This window comes from Streptomyces sp. G7(2002), assembly GCF_028870195.1.
Taxonomy (GTDB): domain Bacteria; phylum Actinomycetota; class Actinomycetes; order Streptomycetales; family Streptomycetaceae; genus Streptomyces; species Streptomyces nigrescens.
In genome coordinates this window covers 3,811,343-3,827,930 of record NZ_CP102609.1, presented here as the reverse complement: position 1 = coordinate 3,827,930, position 16,588 = coordinate 3,811,343, and the positions used below count along the sequence as shown (strand labels likewise).

Annotated in this window: 17 protein-coding genes and 1 riboswitch; of the genes, 13 read left to right on the top strand and 4 right to left on the bottom strand. The window is 71.9% G+C overall.

The features are described 5' to 3' along the window. Positions 1-130: 130 nt before the first annotated feature. Both NUT86_RS15825 and NUT86_RS15820 read left to right on the top strand, forming a co-directional pair. Positions 131-637: a hypothetical protein gene (locus NUT86_RS15825; protein ID WP_018091315.1), complete on the top strand. Its 507-nt coding sequence runs from the start codon at positions 131-133 to the stop codon at positions 635-637. Then, positions 637-1,920: a sensor histidine kinase gene (locus NUT86_RS15820; protein ID WP_266442997.1), complete on the top strand. Its 1,284-nt coding sequence runs from the start codon at positions 637-639 to the stop codon at positions 1,918-1,920. The genes NUT86_RS15825 and NUT86_RS15820 overlap by 1 nt, the downstream gene beginning before the upstream one ends. Here NUT86_RS15820 and bcp read toward each other — a convergent pair. Then, complete coding sequence (bcp, locus tag NUT86_RS15815; RefSeq protein ID WP_018091317.1) at positions 1,901-2,368, bottom strand: thioredoxin-dependent thiol peroxidase; 468 nt, start codon at positions 2,366-2,368, stop codon at positions 1,901-1,903. The two genes, NUT86_RS15820 and bcp, sit on opposite strands and share 20 nt — an antisense overlap. A gap of 225 nt (positions 2,369-2,593) precedes the next feature. On the opposite strand from bcp, the gene NUT86_RS15810 reads away from it, so the two are divergent. The 3 genes from NUT86_RS15810 (at position 2,594) to NUT86_RS15800 (ending at position 3,854) form a co-directional block, all read left to right on the top strand. Beyond that, positions 2,594-2,911, top strand: a complete 318-nt coding sequence (locus NUT86_RS15810; protein WP_266443000.1) for a DUF3618 domain-containing protein — start codon at positions 2,594-2,596, stop codon at positions 2,909-2,911. Between the two features lie 122 nt (positions 2,912-3,033). Next, the gene (locus NUT86_RS15805) at positions 3,034-3,336 is read left to right on the top strand and encodes a GroES family chaperonin (protein WP_042155576.1); all 303 of its coding nucleotides are present in this window, start codon (positions 3,034-3,036) and stop codon (positions 3,334-3,336) included. A 105-nt stretch (positions 3,337-3,441) separates the two neighbouring features. After that, a riboswitch (guanidine-III (ykkC-III) riboswitch) is annotated at positions 3,442-3,502 on the top strand. Between the two features lie 31 nt (positions 3,503-3,533). Further along, on the top strand, positions 3,534-3,854 hold the full coding sequence (locus tag NUT86_RS15800) for a DMT family transporter (RefSeq protein ID WP_018091320.1): 321 nt from the start codon (positions 3,534-3,536) through the stop codon (positions 3,852-3,854). Between the two features lie 55 nt (positions 3,855-3,909). On the opposite strand, the gene NUT86_RS15795 is transcribed toward NUT86_RS15800, so the two are convergent. Then, entirely contained in the window at positions 3,910-6,108 is a 2,199-nt protein-coding gene (locus tag NUT86_RS15795) for a transglycosylase domain-containing protein (RefSeq protein WP_159488144.1), read from the bottom strand. Between the two features lie 289 nt (positions 6,109-6,397). Between NUT86_RS15795 and NUT86_RS15790 the strand changes: the two genes are divergently transcribed. From NUT86_RS15790 to NUT86_RS15775, 4 genes are all read left to right on the top strand, one after another. Further along, positions 6,398-7,195, top strand: coding sequence for an ABC transporter permease (locus NUT86_RS15790; protein ID WP_018091321.1), 798 nt, complete (start codon positions 6,398-6,400; stop codon positions 7,193-7,195). Between the two features lie 82 nt (positions 7,196-7,277). Beyond that, complete coding sequence (locus NUT86_RS15785; RefSeq protein WP_274740496.1) at positions 7,278-8,042, top strand: ABC transporter permease; 765 nt, start codon at positions 7,278-7,280, stop codon at positions 8,040-8,042. A 47-nt stretch (positions 8,043-8,089) separates the two neighbouring features. Further along, positions 8,090-9,118 (top strand): ABC transporter ATP-binding protein, encoded by a 1,029-nt coding sequence (locus tag NUT86_RS15780; protein ID WP_159488145.1) that lies wholly within the window; start codon positions 8,090-8,092, stop codon positions 9,116-9,118. A gap of 9 nt (positions 9,119-9,127) precedes the next feature. Next, entirely contained in the window at positions 9,128-9,811 is a 684-nt protein-coding gene (locus tag NUT86_RS15775) for a DUF1707 SHOCT-like domain-containing protein (RefSeq protein ID WP_018091324.1), read from the top strand. A gap of 66 nt (positions 9,812-9,877) precedes the next feature. Here the strand turns inward: NUT86_RS15775 and NUT86_RS15770 are convergent, their stop codons facing one another. Beyond that, positions 9,878-11,188 carry an SGNH/GDSL hydrolase family protein gene (locus NUT86_RS15770; RefSeq protein WP_018091325.1) on the bottom strand — a complete coding sequence of 437 codons (1,311 nt, stop codon included), beginning with the start codon at positions 11,186-11,188 and terminating at the stop codon, positions 9,878-9,880. A 280-nt stretch (positions 11,189-11,468) separates the two neighbouring features. Between NUT86_RS15770 and NUT86_RS15765 the strand changes: the two genes are divergently transcribed. The 4 genes from NUT86_RS15765 to NUT86_RS15750 all read left to right on the top strand — a co-directional run bounded on the left by NUT86_RS15765 (position 11,469) and on the right by NUT86_RS15750 (position 15,501). Then, positions 11,469-12,803 (top strand): DUF445 domain-containing protein, encoded by a 1,335-nt coding sequence (locus NUT86_RS15765; protein ID WP_266443294.1) that lies wholly within the window; start codon positions 11,469-11,471, stop codon positions 12,801-12,803. Between the two features lie 66 nt (positions 12,804-12,869). Next, positions 12,870-13,655, top strand: a complete 786-nt coding sequence (locus NUT86_RS15760) for a class E sortase (protein WP_391877961.1) — start codon at positions 12,870-12,872, stop codon at positions 13,653-13,655. A 32-nt stretch (positions 13,656-13,687) separates the two neighbouring features. After that, positions 13,688-13,927: a DUF3311 domain-containing protein gene (locus tag NUT86_RS15755; protein WP_018091328.1), complete on the top strand. Its 240-nt coding sequence runs from the start codon at positions 13,688-13,690 to the stop codon at positions 13,925-13,927. Beyond that, entirely contained in the window at positions 13,924-15,501 is a 1,578-nt protein-coding gene (locus NUT86_RS15750) for a sodium:solute symporter family protein (protein ID WP_274735858.1), read from the top strand. The genes NUT86_RS15755 and NUT86_RS15750 overlap by 4 nt, the downstream gene beginning before the upstream one ends. On the opposite strand, the gene NUT86_RS15745 is transcribed toward NUT86_RS15750, so the two are convergent. Next, positions 15,479-16,444 (bottom strand): SCO0930 family lipoprotein, encoded by a 966-nt coding sequence (locus NUT86_RS15745; RefSeq protein WP_159488147.1) that lies wholly within the window; start codon positions 16,442-16,444, stop codon positions 15,479-15,481. The two genes, NUT86_RS15750 and NUT86_RS15745, sit on opposite strands and share 23 nt — an antisense overlap. Positions 16,445-16,588: the final 144 nt, after the last annotated feature.

Sequence of the window (16,588 nt, the reverse complement as noted above, 5' to 3'; positions counted from 1 at the left end):
CACAGCCGAGTGGTCACTGCAGTGTTCAAGCAATCAGCCTGTGTCGCGGGGACGGGAGAGTGTCAGCGCGGGGGGCGGCATTCGTGTTTGCTGTGGGGGTACGGGGCGTCGTCCCCGGGAGGAGAGCGTGATGACGGACCGCGAAGGGGCCCGCTGGGTTCGGGGGCGTACCGCGCTGGCGGCCTTTGTCGTGGTGACGGCGCTGGCGGCCGGCGGGGTGTGGTTCGGGCAGTCGTCGGACCGTGCGTCGGCGGTGGACGCCGCGCCGAAGACCTCGGCGGTGCAGGACGTGAAGGACGACGGCAAGCAGTCCGGGGGGCTGCCGGGGGTCCGGGACTGCGGGCGCGGGAAGCCGGAGACCAAACCGCATGTGATTACGCTGACCTGCGAGGATGCGGAGATGGTGGCGACCGCGATCTCGTGGAAGTACTACGGGGAGCGGGAGGCGCTGGGGGTGGGTGTGGTGCAGGTGGAGAGGACGGATTCCGGCGTGGGCACGGATGCCGGTTTCCCGGCCACCTTCCGCCTCCGTGATCCGGAGCGGATCGGCGGGGCGCTGGCCTTCACCGGTCTTGAGGTGACGTACGAGGGCTCGACGCCGCTCGGTGACACGACGGAGATGTACAACCTCGCGTGATGGGCATTCGAGGCCGGATCGCCCTGGCCATTTCCTGTATGACCGCGCTGGCCGTGGTGGTGCTCGGGTTTGCCGTGCACCACATAGCGGATGCGGAGCGGGAGCGGTCGGCGCGGGCGTATCAGGACGACCGGTTGAGTTCGGCGCTGCAGATCTACGAGCGGGACGGCACGCTCGCGCTGGGGGCGCAGCTGGACGATGCGACCTTGCCGGTGCCGTTGCGGGACGCGGTGTTCCAGAACCAGTCGGGGACGTATGTCAGCGGTGGTGAGGATCCGCGGGTGTGGGCGGCGACCGGGGTCGGGGGCGGCGACGGGAGAGCGCCGACGCGGTCGCTGTCGGTGTCGGCGGCGTATCCGGATGACGATCCGGCGCAGGTGACGCTGGACCGGGCGCTGCTGATCGCGGGGTGCGGCACGGTCACGCTGATGGCGGGGGTGTCGTGGTTCGTGGCGCAGCGGCTGTCGCGGCGGCTGCGGATGAGCGCGGCGGCGGCGCGGCGGATCGCGGCGGGCGCGGCACCGGACGCGGACGCGCTGGCGAGCAACGGCCGTGACGAGGTGGCCGAGTTGGGCCGCAGTGTGCATCACATGGCGACGTCGCTGGCGGCGCGGGTGGAGGCGGAGCGGGAGTTCACCGCGGATGTGGCGCATGAGCTGCGGACGCCGGTGGCCGGGCTGGTGGCGGCGGCGGAGCTGTTGCCGCAGCCGCGGGCGGTGGAGCTGGTGCGCGACCGGGCGCAGGCGATGCGGCGGCTGGTGGAGGATCTGCTGGAGGTGTCGCGGCTGGACGCGGGGGTGGAACGGGCGGATGTGGACGCCTGTGAGCTGCCGTCGCTGGTGCGCGGGATCGTGCAGCGGGCGGCGCGGCAGCGCGGGGTCGACGAGGCCGACGAGGTGTCGGTGACCGTGGAGGGGGAGCCGCGGATCGTGGAGACGGACCGGCGGCGGGTGGAGCGGGTGCTGGTGAATCTGCTGGCGAACGCGGCCAAGCACGGCAAGCCGCCGATCGAGGTGGTGGTGGCCGGTTCGCGGATCGTGGTGCGCGATCACGGTCCGGGCTATCCGGCGGAGTTGTGTGCCGAGGGGCCGCGGCGGTTCCGTACGGCCGCGCCGGAGCGGGGCACCGGGCACGGGCTGGGGCTGACGATCGCGGCCGGCCAGGCGGAGGTGCTGGGTGCGCGGCTGGACTTCGGCGCCGCCGCGGAGGGCGGCGCCGAGGCCGTGCTGGAGCTGCCGGACCGGGCGGTGCCCGACCTCGCGGTTACAGCCCCAGGTCCTTGATGATCTTGGCGACGTGGCCGGTGGCCTTGACGTTGTAGAGGGCGCGCTCGACCTTGCCGTCCTCGTCGAGGATGACGGTGGAGCGGATGACGCCGGTGACGGTCTTGCCGTAGAGCTTCTTCTCGCCGAAGGCGCCGTAGGCCTCCAGGACCGCCTTGTCGGGGTCGCCGAGCAGGGTGACCTTGAGCTCTTCCTTCTCGCGGAACTTGGCGAGCTTCTCCGGCTTGTCGGGGGAGATGCCGATGACGTCGTAGCCGTGGCCGGCGAGGAAGTCGAGGTTGTCGGTGAAGTCGCAGGCCTGCTTGGTGCAGCCGGGGGTCAGGGCGGCCGGGTAGAAGTAGACGATGACCTTGCGGCCCTTGTGGTCGGCGAGCGAGACCTGCTTGCCGTCCGCGTCGGGCAGGGTGAAGGCGGGGGCGGTGTCGCCGGGCTGCAGTCGCGCGCTCATGGCTCTCCTTAGGGTGGATCCGTACGCCCCGACATTAGCCAGCCGGGGTGCCAAGTGGTGCCGGGGGCACCTCGGGTGCGCGAAACGGGGGTGCTGTGGGGCGCGTGGGGGTGTGAGCTGACAGACTGTCCATCACGAATCGGCAGTCAGTGGTGTGGCCGGTTCCGTACGGGGCCCCGTGCCCGGCCCCCGTACGCAGCGGCGCGAGACGACGGAGGCAGCGCGGTGGCGGAAGCCAGGACCCCGGCGCAGATCGAGGCGGACATCATCCGCAGGCGGCAGGAGCTCGCCGTCACGCTCGACGAGATCGGTGTGCGGCTGCACCCGAAGACGATCATGGATGACGCCAAGGCGAGGGCGGCTGCCGTCGTGGACCGTACGGCGGGGCGGGCCTATGTGGCCGCCAATCGCGCGGTGACGGATGTGCGGGCGCAGCTGGTGTCGGAGGACGGGGCGCCGCGGCTGGAGCGGATCGTTCCGGTGGCGCTGATCGGTGTGGCCGTGGTGGGCCTGCTGACGCTGCGCGCCAGGCGGCGCGGCTAGGCGGTCTGCGCCGCCCCGGGCCCGGGGCGGCCCGCGGTGCGTGCCGGGCGGCGCCGGGCAGGTACCGTCATGCCGTGAGCCCGAATAACGCCAAGGACACCCACGACAAGCTGCCGATCCGGATGCTGCACGACCGTGTGCTGGTCCGGACGGACATCCCCGAGGGCGAGCGCCGCTCGACCGGGGGCATCGTCATTCCCGCGACCGCGGCGGTCGGCCGTCGCCTGGCCTGGGCCGAGGTGGTCGCGGTCGGGCAGAACGTGCGGACCGTGGAGGTCGGGGACCGGGTGCTGTACGACCCGGAGGACCGGGCCGAGGTCGAGGTGCGCGGCGTGGCGTATGTGCTGATGCGTGAGCGCGATCTGCATGCGGTGGCCGCGGAGCGGCTGGAGGGCGCGGAGGACTCGACCGGGCTGTACCTGTAGCCCCCGGAACACCGGGCGGTAGCTGTCGCCCACGGAACACCGGGCGGTATCTGTAGCCCCAGGAAGCGGGCGGTGACCGGGGTCACCGCCCGTTCTGCTGCCTTTTGCTAGCCTCGGAGACACCCGACGAGACGCGCCGTACCGGGTCAGGACAAGACGACGCACCCCTGTTGAAGCTCTTTCGCGGAGGTGCCGTCATGGCCTGGATCCTGATCGTGGTCGCCGGTCTGCTGGAGGTCGGCTGGTCGATCGGTATGAAGTACACCGACGGCTTCACCCGGCTGTGGCCCAGTGTGTTCACCGGCGCGGGCATCGTCGCCAGCATGCTGCTGCTCTCGTACGCGGCCCGGACCCTGCCGATCGGTACCGCCTATGGCGTGTGGGTCGGCATCGGGGCGGCCGGTGCGGCGGTGGTCGGCATGATGGTGCTCGGCGAGCCGGCCACGGCGGCCCGGATCTTCTTCATCTGTCTGCTGCTCGTGGCGGTGGTCGGGCTCAAGGCGACGTCGGGGCACTGACGCCCGCCCGGCGGACGCGCGGCGCGCTCCCGTGGGAAAGCACGGGCGCGCGCCGCTATCCGTCCCACCTCCACTGCATCTGCCGCTCCAGCTCGTCGCTCTGCGGCTGCACCGTGGGGAAGTCGTTCGTGGGCGGTGTGGTCGGCCCGGGCTCGGTGGGGAGCGTCGGGGTGGGGGGTTCGACGGTCGGCCGGGTGGGGGCGACGGTGGGCGGGACGGGGTCGGTGGGCGATTCGGTCGAGCCGGGCGTCGGGGTGCCCGAGGCGCCGGGTGACAGCGAATCGCTGCCGGACGGCTCGGGCGAGGACGGTTCGGCTCCCGCTTCCAGTCGCAGGTCGAAGTCGCGGACCGGGCGTCCGTTCAGCGCGGCCGCGGTGTAGTCGGCCCAGATCTGGGCGGGGTAGTCGCCGCCGTTGACCCGCGACAGGCCTCCCGCGCCGTACAGGGGCTCCTGTGCGGCGCTCTCCGGGTTCTGGCCCAGCACGGCGACGACGGTGGCGAGTTCGGGCGTGTAGCCCGCGAACCAGGCAGCCTTGTCCTCCTCGGCGGTGCCGGTCTTGCCGGCCGCGGGCCGCCCGGCGCCCTGGGCCGCGGTGCCGGTGCCGCCGTCGACGACGCCGCGCAGGATGGCCGTGGTGGTGTCGGCGGCGGTCCGCGGGACGGCGGCGGTCTCCTCGCGCTCGGGCAGCTCGATCTCCTCGTCGCTCTTGGTGACCTTGTCGACCAGGGTGTACGGCCGGTGGGTGCCGTGGTCGGCGAGGGTGGCGTAGGCCTGCGCCATGTGCAGGACGCTGGGGGTGGCGGTGCCCAGCGAGACGGCGCCCTGGGAGGAGGCGAGGCTGGGGGTGTCGGCGGGGATGCCCAGGGCGACGGCGGTGGCCTTGACCTTGGCGGGGCCGACGTCGATGCCCATCTGGGCGTAGACGGCGTTGACGGACTTGTCGGTGGCCTCGGTGACGGTGATCGGGCCGTAGGAGCGGTCGTCCTCGTTGGCGGGCGCGAAGCCGGTGGCGCGGCCGTGACTGACCGTCATCCGCTTGTTGGTGCCGTCGTAGACGGTGTTCGGGGTGATCCGGGTGCCGTCCTGGGTGGTGGAGCGGTGCTGTACGGCGGAGGCGAAGACGATCGGCTTGAACGTGGAGCCGACCTGGTAGTCGTTGCGGGTGGCGCCGTTGACGTACTGCTTGGCGTAGTCGATCCCGCCGTAGAGGGCGACGACCCGGCCGCTCGCGGGGTCGATGGAGGCGCCGCCGGCCCGGACGTAGCGGTCGACCTTCCGGGAGTCGTCGAGCCGGTCCATCACCCGGGTGTTGACCGCCTTGACGAAGGCGTTCTGGCGTTTCTTGCTGATGGTGGTGGTGATCCGGTAGCCGCCGCCGCGCAGGGTGTCCTCGTCGAGGATGTGGTGGCCGGTGAGGTAGTTCTTGACCGCTTCGACGAGGTAGCCGCGCTGACCGGAGAGTCCGGGGGAAGGTTTGGCGGGCTTCGTCGTGGGGAACTCCAGCGCGGCCCGCTCGGCGGGGGCGAGCCACTTCTTCGTCACCATGCCGTCCAGGACGTAGTTCCAGCGCGACAGCACCCGCTGCCGGTTCTCGGGGTGCGCGGTGAGGTCGTAGGCGCTGGGGGCGTTGAGGAGGGACGCGAGATAGGCGCCCTGGGCGGTGGTCAGCGCTTCCGCGTCGCGGCCGTAGTAGGTCCGGGCGGCGGCCTGGATGCCGTAGGCGTTGCGGCCGTAGTAGCTGGAGTTGAGGTAGCCCTCCAGGATGTTGTCCTTGCTCACCTCGCGGTCCAGCTTGATGGCGATGAAGAACTCCTTGGCCTTGCGGGTGAGGGTCTGCTCCTGGCCGAGGTAGTAGTTCTTCACGTACTGCTGGGTGATGGTGGAGCCGGACTGCTTGCCCTTGCCGGTCAGGGTGTTCCAGGCGGCCCGGACCATCGCGGCGGGGTCGACCGCGGACTCGGAGTAGAAGTCCCGGTCCTCGGCGGCGAGTACGGCCTGCTGGACGGGCCGGGGGATCTGGCTGAGGGTGACGTTCTGCCGGTTGATCTCGCCGTCGTGGGCCAGCTCGGAGCCGTCGGAGTAGAGGTAGATGTTGCTCTGGGCCTTGGCGGCGCTGTTGGCCGGCGGGATGCCGACGAGCAGATAGCCGGCGATCATCCCGCCGACGACGAGCAGCAGGAACAGCAGCCCGGTGCCCAGCACCGTGCGCCAGGTGGGGATGACACGGCGCCAGCCTGTGCGTTGTCCGCTCATGTCGGTATGGACTCCTCGGCCGCCGCCGAAGGTTGTACTGCGGCGGACGGTGTCGTGTCGGGGGACTGCGCGCGGTACGCCGGAAGAGCAACTGCCGCCCGCTGGGAAACTCTCGCATCATGCGTCCCGGTCAGCGGGGGTGGCGCGCACCGGAGTCCGCCACCTGACCGGCTGAATGGCGCCCACGGCTCACCCGAAGCGGTGATAATTCGATGGTGCCCGCCGTGCCCGCGACTTAGGCTCCGGTGCTTTGCGCGTCCGACGAGAACGGGGCTGGGGGGAGGGCGGCGTGGTGTACGCGGCGGTGGCGGCCGGCAGCTTCCGGCGGTACGCCACCTATCGGATCGCCACCGCGGCGGGGGTGTTCACCAACACCGTCTTCGGCTTCATCGTCGCCTACACGTACATCGCGCTGTGGGACGAGCGGCCGCATCTGGGCGGCTACGACCAGGCGCAGGCGCTGACCTTCGTATGGACCGGGCAGGCGCTGCTGGCCACCGCGGCGCTGATGGGCGGCGGCGGGCTGGACGAGATGCAGGAGCGGATCCGCACCGGCGATATCGCGGTGGACCTCTACCGGCCCGCGGATCTCCAGCTGTGGTGGCTGGCCACGGATCTGGGGCGGGCCGGGCTGCAGCTGATCGGCCGCGGGGTGGCGCCGATGGCGGTGGGCGCCCTGGCCTTCCCGTTGGCGCTGCCCGGCGATGCGCTGACCTGGGGCTGGTTTCTGCTGTCGGTGCTGCTCGGGGTGCTGGTGAGCTTCGCGCTGCGGTATCTCGTCGCGCTGGCGTCCTTCTGGCTCCTCGACGGCTCGGGTCTGGCCATGATCAGTGGGCTGGCCTGCATGTTCTTCACGGGGATGGTGCTGCCGCTGCGGGTCTTCCCCGGCGGTTTCGGGGAGGTCGTCCAGCTGCTGCCGTGGGCGGCCATCCTGCAGGTGCCGGCGGATGTGCTGATGGGCGTCCGGAGCGGCGACGCGCTGGTGCGGGGGCTGCTGTTCCAGGCGGTGTGGGCGGTGGCGCTGCTGGCGCTGGGGCGGCTGGTGCAGTCGGCGGCGACCCGCAAGGTGGTGGTGCACGGTGGCTAGCGGGCAGGCGCCGGAGCGGGCCGGGCGCGGCCGGGCGGCGGCGGTGGCGCAGGGGCTGTCCGCGTACGGGCTGATCGTGCGGATGTGGGTGCGCGCCGCCCTCGCCTATCGGACCTCGTTCGTGATGATGACGATCGGCAGCTTCGCGGCCAACGGTCTGGACTTCGTCGCGATCATGATGATGTTCTCGCAGATCGAGGCCCTCGGCGGCTTCACGTTGCCCGAAGTGGCCTTCCTGTACGGGACGTCCGGCATCGCGCTGGGCCTGGCGGATCTGCTGCTGGGCAGCATCGAGGGGCTGGGCCGGCGGATCAGGGACGGCACCCTCGACACGCTGCTGCTGCGCCCCGTACCGGTCTTCGCGCAGATCGCGGCGGACCGCTTCGCGCTGCGCCGGGTGGGCCGGGTCACCCAGGCGCTGCTGGTGCTCGGCTGGGCGCTGCCCCGTATCGAGGTGGACTGGACGCTGGGCCGGGTGCTGATGGTGCCGCTGATGGCGGTGTGCGGCACGGCCATCTTCGCGGCGGTCTTCACCGCCGGGGCCGCCTTCCAGTTCTGGGCGCAGGACGCGGCCCAGGTGCAGAACTCCTTCACCTACGGCGGCAATGCGCTGCTGCAGTACCCGCCGACGGTGTTCGCCAAGGAGCTGGTGCGCGGGGTCACCTACCTCGTTCCGCTGGCCTTTGTGAACTGGCTGCCCGCGCTGCGGCTGCTGGGCCACCCCGACCCGCTGGGGCTGCCGGGCTGGGTGGACTTCCTGGGGCCGGTGGTGGCGGCGCTGATGTGTACGGGGGCCGGGCTGGCGTGGCGGGTGGGGCTGCGGGGGTACCGCAGCACCGGCAGCTGAGGGCGCGTCATGGCGCGGGCCGCGAACGGGACGACGGAGGAGTGGGTGTGGTGAGCGGTGCCGGCGCTGCGGAGCAGCTGATCGAGGCCGACGGTGTCGAGAAGGTCTTCTCGGTACGGCGCAGGGCGGGCCGGCTGCGGCGGGTGCGGCAGGAGGTCCGGGCCGTCGACGGCATCTCCTTCCGGGTGCCGCGCGGCGAGATGGTCGGCTACATCGGGCCGAACGGCGCCGGGAAGTCCACCACCATCAAGATGCTGACGGGCATCCTCGTCCCCAGCGGCGGCCGGCTGCGGGTCGCCGGCATCGACCCGGCGCGGGAGCGGACCCGGCTCGCCCGCCGGATCGGGGTGGTCTTCGGGCAGCGCACCACGCTGTGGTGGGATCTGCCGCTGAAGGACTCCTACGAGCTGGTGCGGCGGATGTACCGGATCCCGGACTCCGTCTACCGCGCCAACCTGGAGCGCTGTGTCGGACTGCTGGACCTGGGCCCGCTGCTGACCGTGCCCGTGCGGCAGTTGTCGCTGGGACAGCGGATGCGCGGCGATATCGCGGCGGCGCTGCTGCACGACCCCGAGGTGCTGTATCTGGACGAGCCGACCATCGGCCTCGATGTGATCAGCAAGGCGAAGGTGCGCGAATTCCTGCGCGAGGTGAACGCCGAGCGGGGCACCACGGTCCTGCTGACCACCCATGACCTCACCGATATCGAGCAGCTGTGCCGCCGGGTGATGGTCATCGACCACGGTCATCTGGTCTACGACGGCGGGCTCGACGGGCTGCGGGCGGCCGGCGAGGGCGAGCGGACGCTGGTGGTGGACCTGGCGCGGGAACTGCCGCCCATCGAGGGCGTACCGGGCGCCCGTACGGTCCGGGTGGACGGGCCCCGGCAGTGGCTGGCGTTCCCGGCGTCGCAGAGCGCGGCACCGCTGGTCGCGGCGGTCGCAGAGCGCTATCCACTGGTGGACCTGTCGGTGCGGGAGCCGGACATCGAGACCCTGATCGCCGAGCTGTACGCGGGCGGCGGGAAGCGGCGGGATGTCGTGGAGAACGGGGGCATGGCGGGCGACGCGCTCTAATGTGTCCGTATGACTGAAGACCTCCCGGAATTGCGCGCTTCCGACACCGACCGTGAGCGGGTCGCCGAGATCCTGCGGGACGCCCTCGCGGAGGGGCGGCTGGCGATGGAGGAGTTCGACGAGCGGCTCGACGCGACGTACAAGGCCCGCACCTACGGGGAGTTGGAGCCGCTCACCGCCGATCTGCCGGTGGCCGCGGCGGGCGGCCCGGCGCCGCTGTCGCTGCGCAAGGAGAGCGGTGCGCCGACCCGGTGGGCGGAGCGGATCGTCAGCGGCACGCAGGGGTCCGCGGTCGGCCTCTCCTTCATGGGCGGCTTCCAGCGCAAGGGCCGTTGGACGATCGGGCGGCGCTTCACGGCGGCCTGCCTCATGGGCGGCGGCCAGATCGATCTGCGCGAGGCGCAATTCGCCGGACCCGAGGTCGTCATCGACTGCTGGGTGCTCATGGGCGGGGTGAACATCGTGGTGCCGCCGGGCGTCGAGGTCGATGTGCGCGGGCTCGGCATCATGGGCGGCTTCGACGCGCGGGAGGACGGGACACCGGGCGAGCCCGGCGCGCCCCGGGTGGTCGTCAGGGGCCTGGCCCTGATGGGCGGCGTCAGCGTGGAGCGCAAGCTGCCCAGGGCCGAGCGGCGCCGCCTGAAGGAGGAGCGGCGCCGCCTCAAGGACGACGGGCGCAAGGAGCTGGACTAGGGCTTGTCCGCGGGGCGTGTCCGCAGGGTTTGTCCGAACCGGGGCGGCGCGCCTGCTCCGTTGGGGTTACAGCGCGGCGGGAGCCGCCTGCCTGAGGTGGGCGAGGTTCACGGCGTTCGCCATGGCGCGGAAGCCCTCGTCGCTGGGGTGGAGATGGTCGCCGGAGTCGTAGGCGGGGCGCAGCCGCACCGGCGCGGACGGGTCGCGCAGCGCCTTGTCGAAGTCCACGACCTCGTCGTAGACGGTGCCGGAGCGGATGATGCGGTTGACCTGTTCGCGGACCGAGTTCAGCTGGTTGGAGTAACCGCGGTGCCCCCCGAACGGCGTAAGGGTGCTGCCGGTGACGCGCAGCCCGCGGGCGTGCGCCTCCCGGACGATCTCCCGCATTCCCGCGACGATCTTCTCCGGGTCCAGCTGCCGTGGGGACTTGAACAGGTCGTTCAGCCCGATCTCGACGATCACGGCCTTCACACCGGTACGGGACAGCGCGTCGCGCTCCAGGCGGGACAGCACACTGGGCCCGTTGTTCGGCGAGAAGCGGCTGCCGTTGACCAGCAGCCGGTTGCCGCTGATGCCCTGGTTGAGGACGCCGTAGCGGGGCGCGCCGGGCTCGTTGCGCAGCCGCGCCGCGAGGAAGTCCGTCCAGCGGTGGTTGGCACCGGGGGTGGAGGTGATGCCGTCGGTGATCGAGTCGCCGATCGCGACGACCGCGCCGCGGGCCTCGGTGCTCCACACGTCCACACCGGTCAGATACCGCCAGTACGGGCTCTGCTCGGTGTAGGCGGCGCCGGTGGCGTCCTCGGCACGGTCGCCGCGCGCCAGGTAGGAGGTCTGCCGGGCGTACGGGTGGTAGGTGGCGGGGCCCGAGGGGGAGGGCGAGTAGGTGGTGACCAGCAGGTCCGCGTCGCCGGGCACCTTCAGCCGGGTCGGGTCGCTGGTGACCGCGCCGCCCGCCGGGATGGTCACCGCGGGCTTGCCGCCGAACGCCAGCCGCCGCATGGTGCCGGTCGCGGCGGTGGGGTTGCTGGGGGCGGCGGCCAGCGCCAGCGAGGCGTGGCTGACCACCAGCGGCCGGGTGCCGTAGAGGTTGGAGAGCTGGATGCGGACGCCGGAGCCGCCGACGCTGGTGTGCACGACATTGCGTATCGACATGCCCGCGTAGCCGTTCAGGGTGCCGGGCTCGGCCGCCGCGGCGGCCGCCGACCAGGTGCCGACCCACTGTCCGGAGACCGCGGGGGCCGCGGGGTCGCGCGGCTTGTGCGAGGAACTGCCCGGGCCGCCGCTCTCGCCGCCGAAGCCGACGAATATCGCGGTCGAGATCAGCACCACCACTGCCGCCAGACCGGCGAGCAGGGAGTAACCCACACTTTTCTTCATGCGGGAGAGGTCTCCTGGGTAAAGCGGAGCAGCACGCTCCGGGCGGGCAAGGGCAGCGGATGATCAGCGGCACCGTTGCGGTCCGATCGGTCCCTCATGATCCCACGGACCGCGGGGGAGCCGCCCGGCACCCCGCTCGATGCCTCCACGGCATGGACGCGGGGAACTCGTGGTTCGTTCCAGGAGTAGGTCACAGTGGGATGACGGCCGGAACGTGGCCGTCGTGCGGAGCAGGATAGGGCGTACGGACGGCGGGGGCACGGTGGGAGCGGTGGAGCGGATGGAACGCACAGGAGCGGATGCGGCGCCCCGGGCGGAGCGGGTGCCGGCGGCGGGCACGGCGCCCGGCGGCGGTTTCGTCTTCGGCGTCGCCGACGAGGAGCGCCGGCGCGGAGTGCGCCGGATGAAGACGCTGGCCACGGGCCTGCTGCTGGCCGTCGCCGTGGTCTATGTGCTGGCGAAATGGGCCGGATCCGCCGGGGCGGGCGGCTGGACCGGGTTTGTCGCGGCGGCCGCCGAGGCCGGGATGGTCGGTGCGCTGGCCGACTGGTTCGCGGTCACCGCGCTGTTCAAGCGGCCGATGGGGCTGCCCATTCCGCACACCGCGATCATTCCCACCAAAAAGGACCAACTGGGTCAGAGTCTGGGCGATTTCGTCGGGGAGAACTTTCTCTCCGCCGAGGTCGTCCGGCGCCGGCTGCGCTCCGTCGGCATCGGCCGCCGGCTCGGCGGCTGGCTCGCCGAACCCAGGAACGCCGACCGGGTCACCGAGGAGCTGTCCACCGCGCTGCGCGGCGCGCTGACCGTACTGCGCGACTCCGATGTGCAGGCGGTGGTCGGCGAGGCGATCACCCGCCGGGCGGACGCCGTGGAGATCGCGCCCGGTGTCGGCACCATGCTGGAGAAGATCGTCGCGGAGGGCGGCCACCGGCGGGTGGTGGACCTGGTCATCGCCCGCGCCCACGACTGGCTGGTCGAGCACGGAGACTCCGTCATGAGCGCGGTCTCCGGCGGCGCACCGGGGTGGACCCCGCGGTTCGTCGACCGCAAGGTGGGTGACCGGGTCTACAAGGAACTGCTGCGCTTCGTCACCGAGATGCGGGACATGCCCGAGCATCCGGCGCGCGGGGCGATCGACCGCTTCCTGCGGGACTTCGCGGAGGACCTGCAGTCCGACCCGGGGACCCGGGCCAAGGTCGAGCGGCTGAAGTCCGAGGTGCTGGGGCGCGGCGAGGTGCAGGATCTGATCGCCTCGGCCTGGGGCTCGGTCCGCGCGATGATCGTCGCCGCCGCCGAGGACGAGCGCAGCGAACTGCGGCTGCGGGTACGGGCGGCGCTGCTGTCCCTGGGCCGGCGGCTGGCCGGCGAGGAGCGGCTGCAGGACAAGGTGGACAACTGGCTGGAGGGTGCGGCCGTCTATGTGGTGACGACCTATCAGGGCGAGATCACCTCCCTGATCACCGACACCGTCGCCGGCTGGGACGCCGAGCACACCTCGAAGAAGATCGAGGCGCACATCGGCCGGGACCTGCAGTTCATCCGCATCAACGGCACCGTCGTCGGCGCGCTGGCCGGGCTGTGCATCTACACCGTCTCGCAGGCCTTCGGCGGCTGACCGCGTCCGCCGGCCGGACCGTGCGCGCCTCTGGTGACCTGTGCCCGCAGGGCTTACCGTGCCCGCGTGCGGGAGCGGATACCGGTAGTCGTACAGGGGCGGCGCACCCGTCGCTCCCGTGCCGCGCGGGCGCTGTGGACGGCGGCGGAGCTGGCGGTGACGCTCGGCGCCGTCCTGCTGCTGCTCGTCGTCCACCAGCTGTGGTGGACCAACCGTCAGGCGCAGTACGCGGCACGGGACCAGGTGGGCCGGCTGGAGCGGCAGTGGGACGCCCGGCCGCCGGCACCCGGCCCGGCCCCCGCGCCCGGGGACGACGGTCCGGGCGCGCGCACCGCACCGAGCGCCCCGCCGTCCGGCCCGCCCGCCCACCGCACCGGGAACCGGACGACGGCGCCTCCCGAGGACCGGGCGTACGCCGTCCTGCGCATCCCCCGGATCGGGCTCACCGCCCCCATCGCCCAGGGCGTCGGCAAGGCCGCGGTCCTCAACAGGGGCTACGTCGGCCACTATCCGCACAGTGCGCAGCCCGGCCGGGCCGGCAACGCCGCGCTGGCCGGGCACCGCAACACCCACGGTGAGCCGTTCCGCCGTCTCGACCGGCTGCGCCCGGGCGACACCGTCCTCGTCGACACCGCCGAGGCCCGCTACACCTACGCCGTGCGGCGCACCCTGCCGCGGACCACCCCCGGCGACGGCACGGTCCTCGCCGCGGTCCCGTACAGCAGCGTGCACCCCGCCTACCGCTTCACCGCGCCGGGCGCCTATCTGACCCTGACGACCTGTACGCCGGAGTACACCTCCACCTACCGGCTGGTGGTCTGGGCCGTGTTGCGGTCGACACAGTCCAGGTGACCGCGGGCCGGTGTCCCCTAGGCTCTCGGGTCGTGCGAAAGCGAAACCAGACCTCCGGCGGCCCGCCCCCGGGTTCGAGAAGGCGTCCCGCGCTGCTGTGGCTGCTGCTGCCGTATGTGCTGTTCCTGGCGGTGCTGCCGCTGGTGAACCATGTGACCCCGACCGTGCTCGGTCTGCCGTTCCTGTTCTTCTGGATGCTGCTGGCGACGCTGGCCACCCCGCTCGCGGTGTGGCTGGCCCGGCGCGGTGACCGGGCCCGGGGGCGGATATGAACGCCGCGGTCTCGACCGCCGTCTTCGGCGGCTTCATGGTCCTCACCGTCGCCCTCGGTCTGCTCGCGGTGCGGGGGAAGGGCGCGGGCGGGGGGCTCACCGGGTGGTCGGTGGGCGGCCGGAGCATGGGCACGGTCTTCATCTGGGTGCTGATGGCCGGCGAGAGCTATACGAGCTTCAGCTACCTCGGCGCGGCCGGCTGGGGCTACAACTCCGGTGCCCCGGTGCTCTATGTGCTGGCCTACATGTCCTGCGGCTACGCCCTGGGGTACGTCGTCGGGCCGATGCTGTGGGCCTACGCCCGCCGGCACGGCCTGGTCGGGATCACCGACATGATCGCGCACCGCTACCGCGCGCCCTGGCTCGGCGCCGCCGCCGCCCTCCTCGCCACGGTCTGTCTGCTGCCGTACATCCAGCTGCAGATCACCGGCATGGGCGTGGTCGTCTCCACGATTTCCTACGGTGCCATCAGCATCGACTGGGCCTACTTCCTGGCCTTCGCGGTCACCACCGGCTTCGTGGTGATCAGCGGGCTGCGCGGCAGCGCCTGGGTCTCGGTGCTCAAGGACGTCCTCGTCATCGGCACCCTTGGCTTCCTCGCCATCTATGTGCCGCTGCACTACTTCGACGGCTACGGGCCCTTCCTGGAACGGCTCGTCCACGAGAAGCCGCAGTGGCTGACGTTCCCGGGGCACGCCTCGGGCGGACTGGGCCAGGTCTGGTTCGTCACCACCACCCTCGTCAACTCCCTGACCGTGGTGATCTTCCCGACGACCGTGGCCGGCTATCTCGGTGCCCGCAACGCCGAGGCGCTGCGCAGCAACGCCCTCTACCTCCCGTTCTACAACGTGCTGTTGTTCGTGCCGATGCTGCTGGGTATGGCGGCGCTGTTCGTGGTGCCCGGCCTGACCGGCGCGGACTCCAACCTCGCGCTGTTCAAGATGGTGGTGGACTCCCTTCCGGCCTGGGCCGTGGGGCTGGTCGGGGCGGCCGCCGCCCTCTCCTCCATCGTGCCGATGGCCGTGTTCATGCTAGTCATCGGCACGATGTGGGGGAGGAGCGTGCTGGGCGCGATCCCTCGTCTCCACAAGGGGGCGGCCGGGGCGGCTTCCGGGGACGGCGGGGGAGAGGCGACGGGCGGGCGTCAGAAGCTGTGGTCGCAGCTGGTCGTGGTGGTGGCCGGGGCGCTGGCACTGCTGCTGACCTACACCGCCCCCGACACCCTCGTCCGGCTGTCCCTGATTTCGTACGAGGGCATGGCGCAGCTCGTGCCGATGCTGCTGCTGGGGCTGGTGTGGCGGCGGCTGACGCTGCACGCCGCGGTGAGCGGCCTGGTGGCGGGCTTCACGCTGGTCTGTGTCCTGGTGTTCGGGGGACACGACCCGGTGTGGGGGATGAACGCGGGGATCGTCGGGCTCGCCGTGAATGTGGCGGTGGCGCTGGCGGTCACCTGGCTGGGGCCGCGCGCCACGGACGAGAGGCCGGACGCCGAGGTGCTGGCGCTGGACGACGAGTTCCCGCGGGACGGAGTGCCGTCGCAGGACGGGCGGGTCAGCCCTCCGGCGTCGTCGTGATCTTCTTGCCCTGCTTGGAGACCGCGAACCACAGGCCCATCTTGCCCTGGCCGTTGATGTCGCCGGGCTGCTCGTCGCCGGTGAACCAGTAGACCGGCCAGCAGTCGACGGCCAGCTGGCGGGTGCCGTCGGGGCGGGTGACGGTGGAGATGAGCTTGGGGGCGATGCCCTTGAGCTTGGAGCGGTCGGCGGGCTTGGCGGGCTTCCAGGTGTCCAGGCAGGCGTCGTTGCAGCCGAACTTCATCGGCCAGGCGCTGTCCTTGTTGAAGCGGTAGAGGGTGCGGCCCTTGCCGTCGACGAGGATGCCGCCGAGGTCGGGGTGGTTGAACACCGAGACGTCGCTGGGCTCCTGGGCGCCGGCCTTCTTGCCGTCGGGGGCCAGCGCGTTCCACGTGCCGCCGACGCCCTGGCCCTTGGTGTCACCGGCCTTGGTGTCCTTGATGTAGCGGTAGGCGGGCCAGCCGGCGATGGTGAGCTGCTTGACGCCGTCGGCGCGGGTGACCGAGCCCAGCTTGCTCTCGTCGATGCCGGCCGGGGCGGTGGCGCCGTCGGCGGGGACCGGCGGCCAGGTGGTGGCGCAGGACCCGTTGCAGTTGGACTTGGCGGGGTCCGGGGTGTCCTTGTCGAAGCGGTAGAGGGTCATGCCCTTGGAGTCGGCGACGACCGTGCCGAGCTTGGCGTCCTGGTGCAGTGCCAGCTTCCCGGCGCTGGGCGCGGCCTTCGGGGCCTTGCCGCTGCCGCTGGCGCCGCCCGCCTGGCCGCCGTAGCCGTCCGCGCCGACGCCGCCGGAGGAGCCGTAGTCGCTGGTGCCCTGGCCGGCGGGCTGGACGTTGTCGGTGGTGGTGGTGCCGGCGCTCTGGGTGCCGCTGCTGCCGCAGGCCGTGGTCAGCGCCAGGGTGGCGACCGCCGCGGCCGCGAATGCCGCACGACGTCGATTGATCATGATGTCTCCTCTGCCGGTGGGTGGTTCCGTCGCTTGCTGAGGTGGTGACTGTGTTGCTCGTCCGGTCGCCCGTTCAGTTCCCGTCCGGGCGACGGCGGGGTGCCGTCGCCCGGGGAATACGCGCTACGGGGTGCCGGGCGTTCA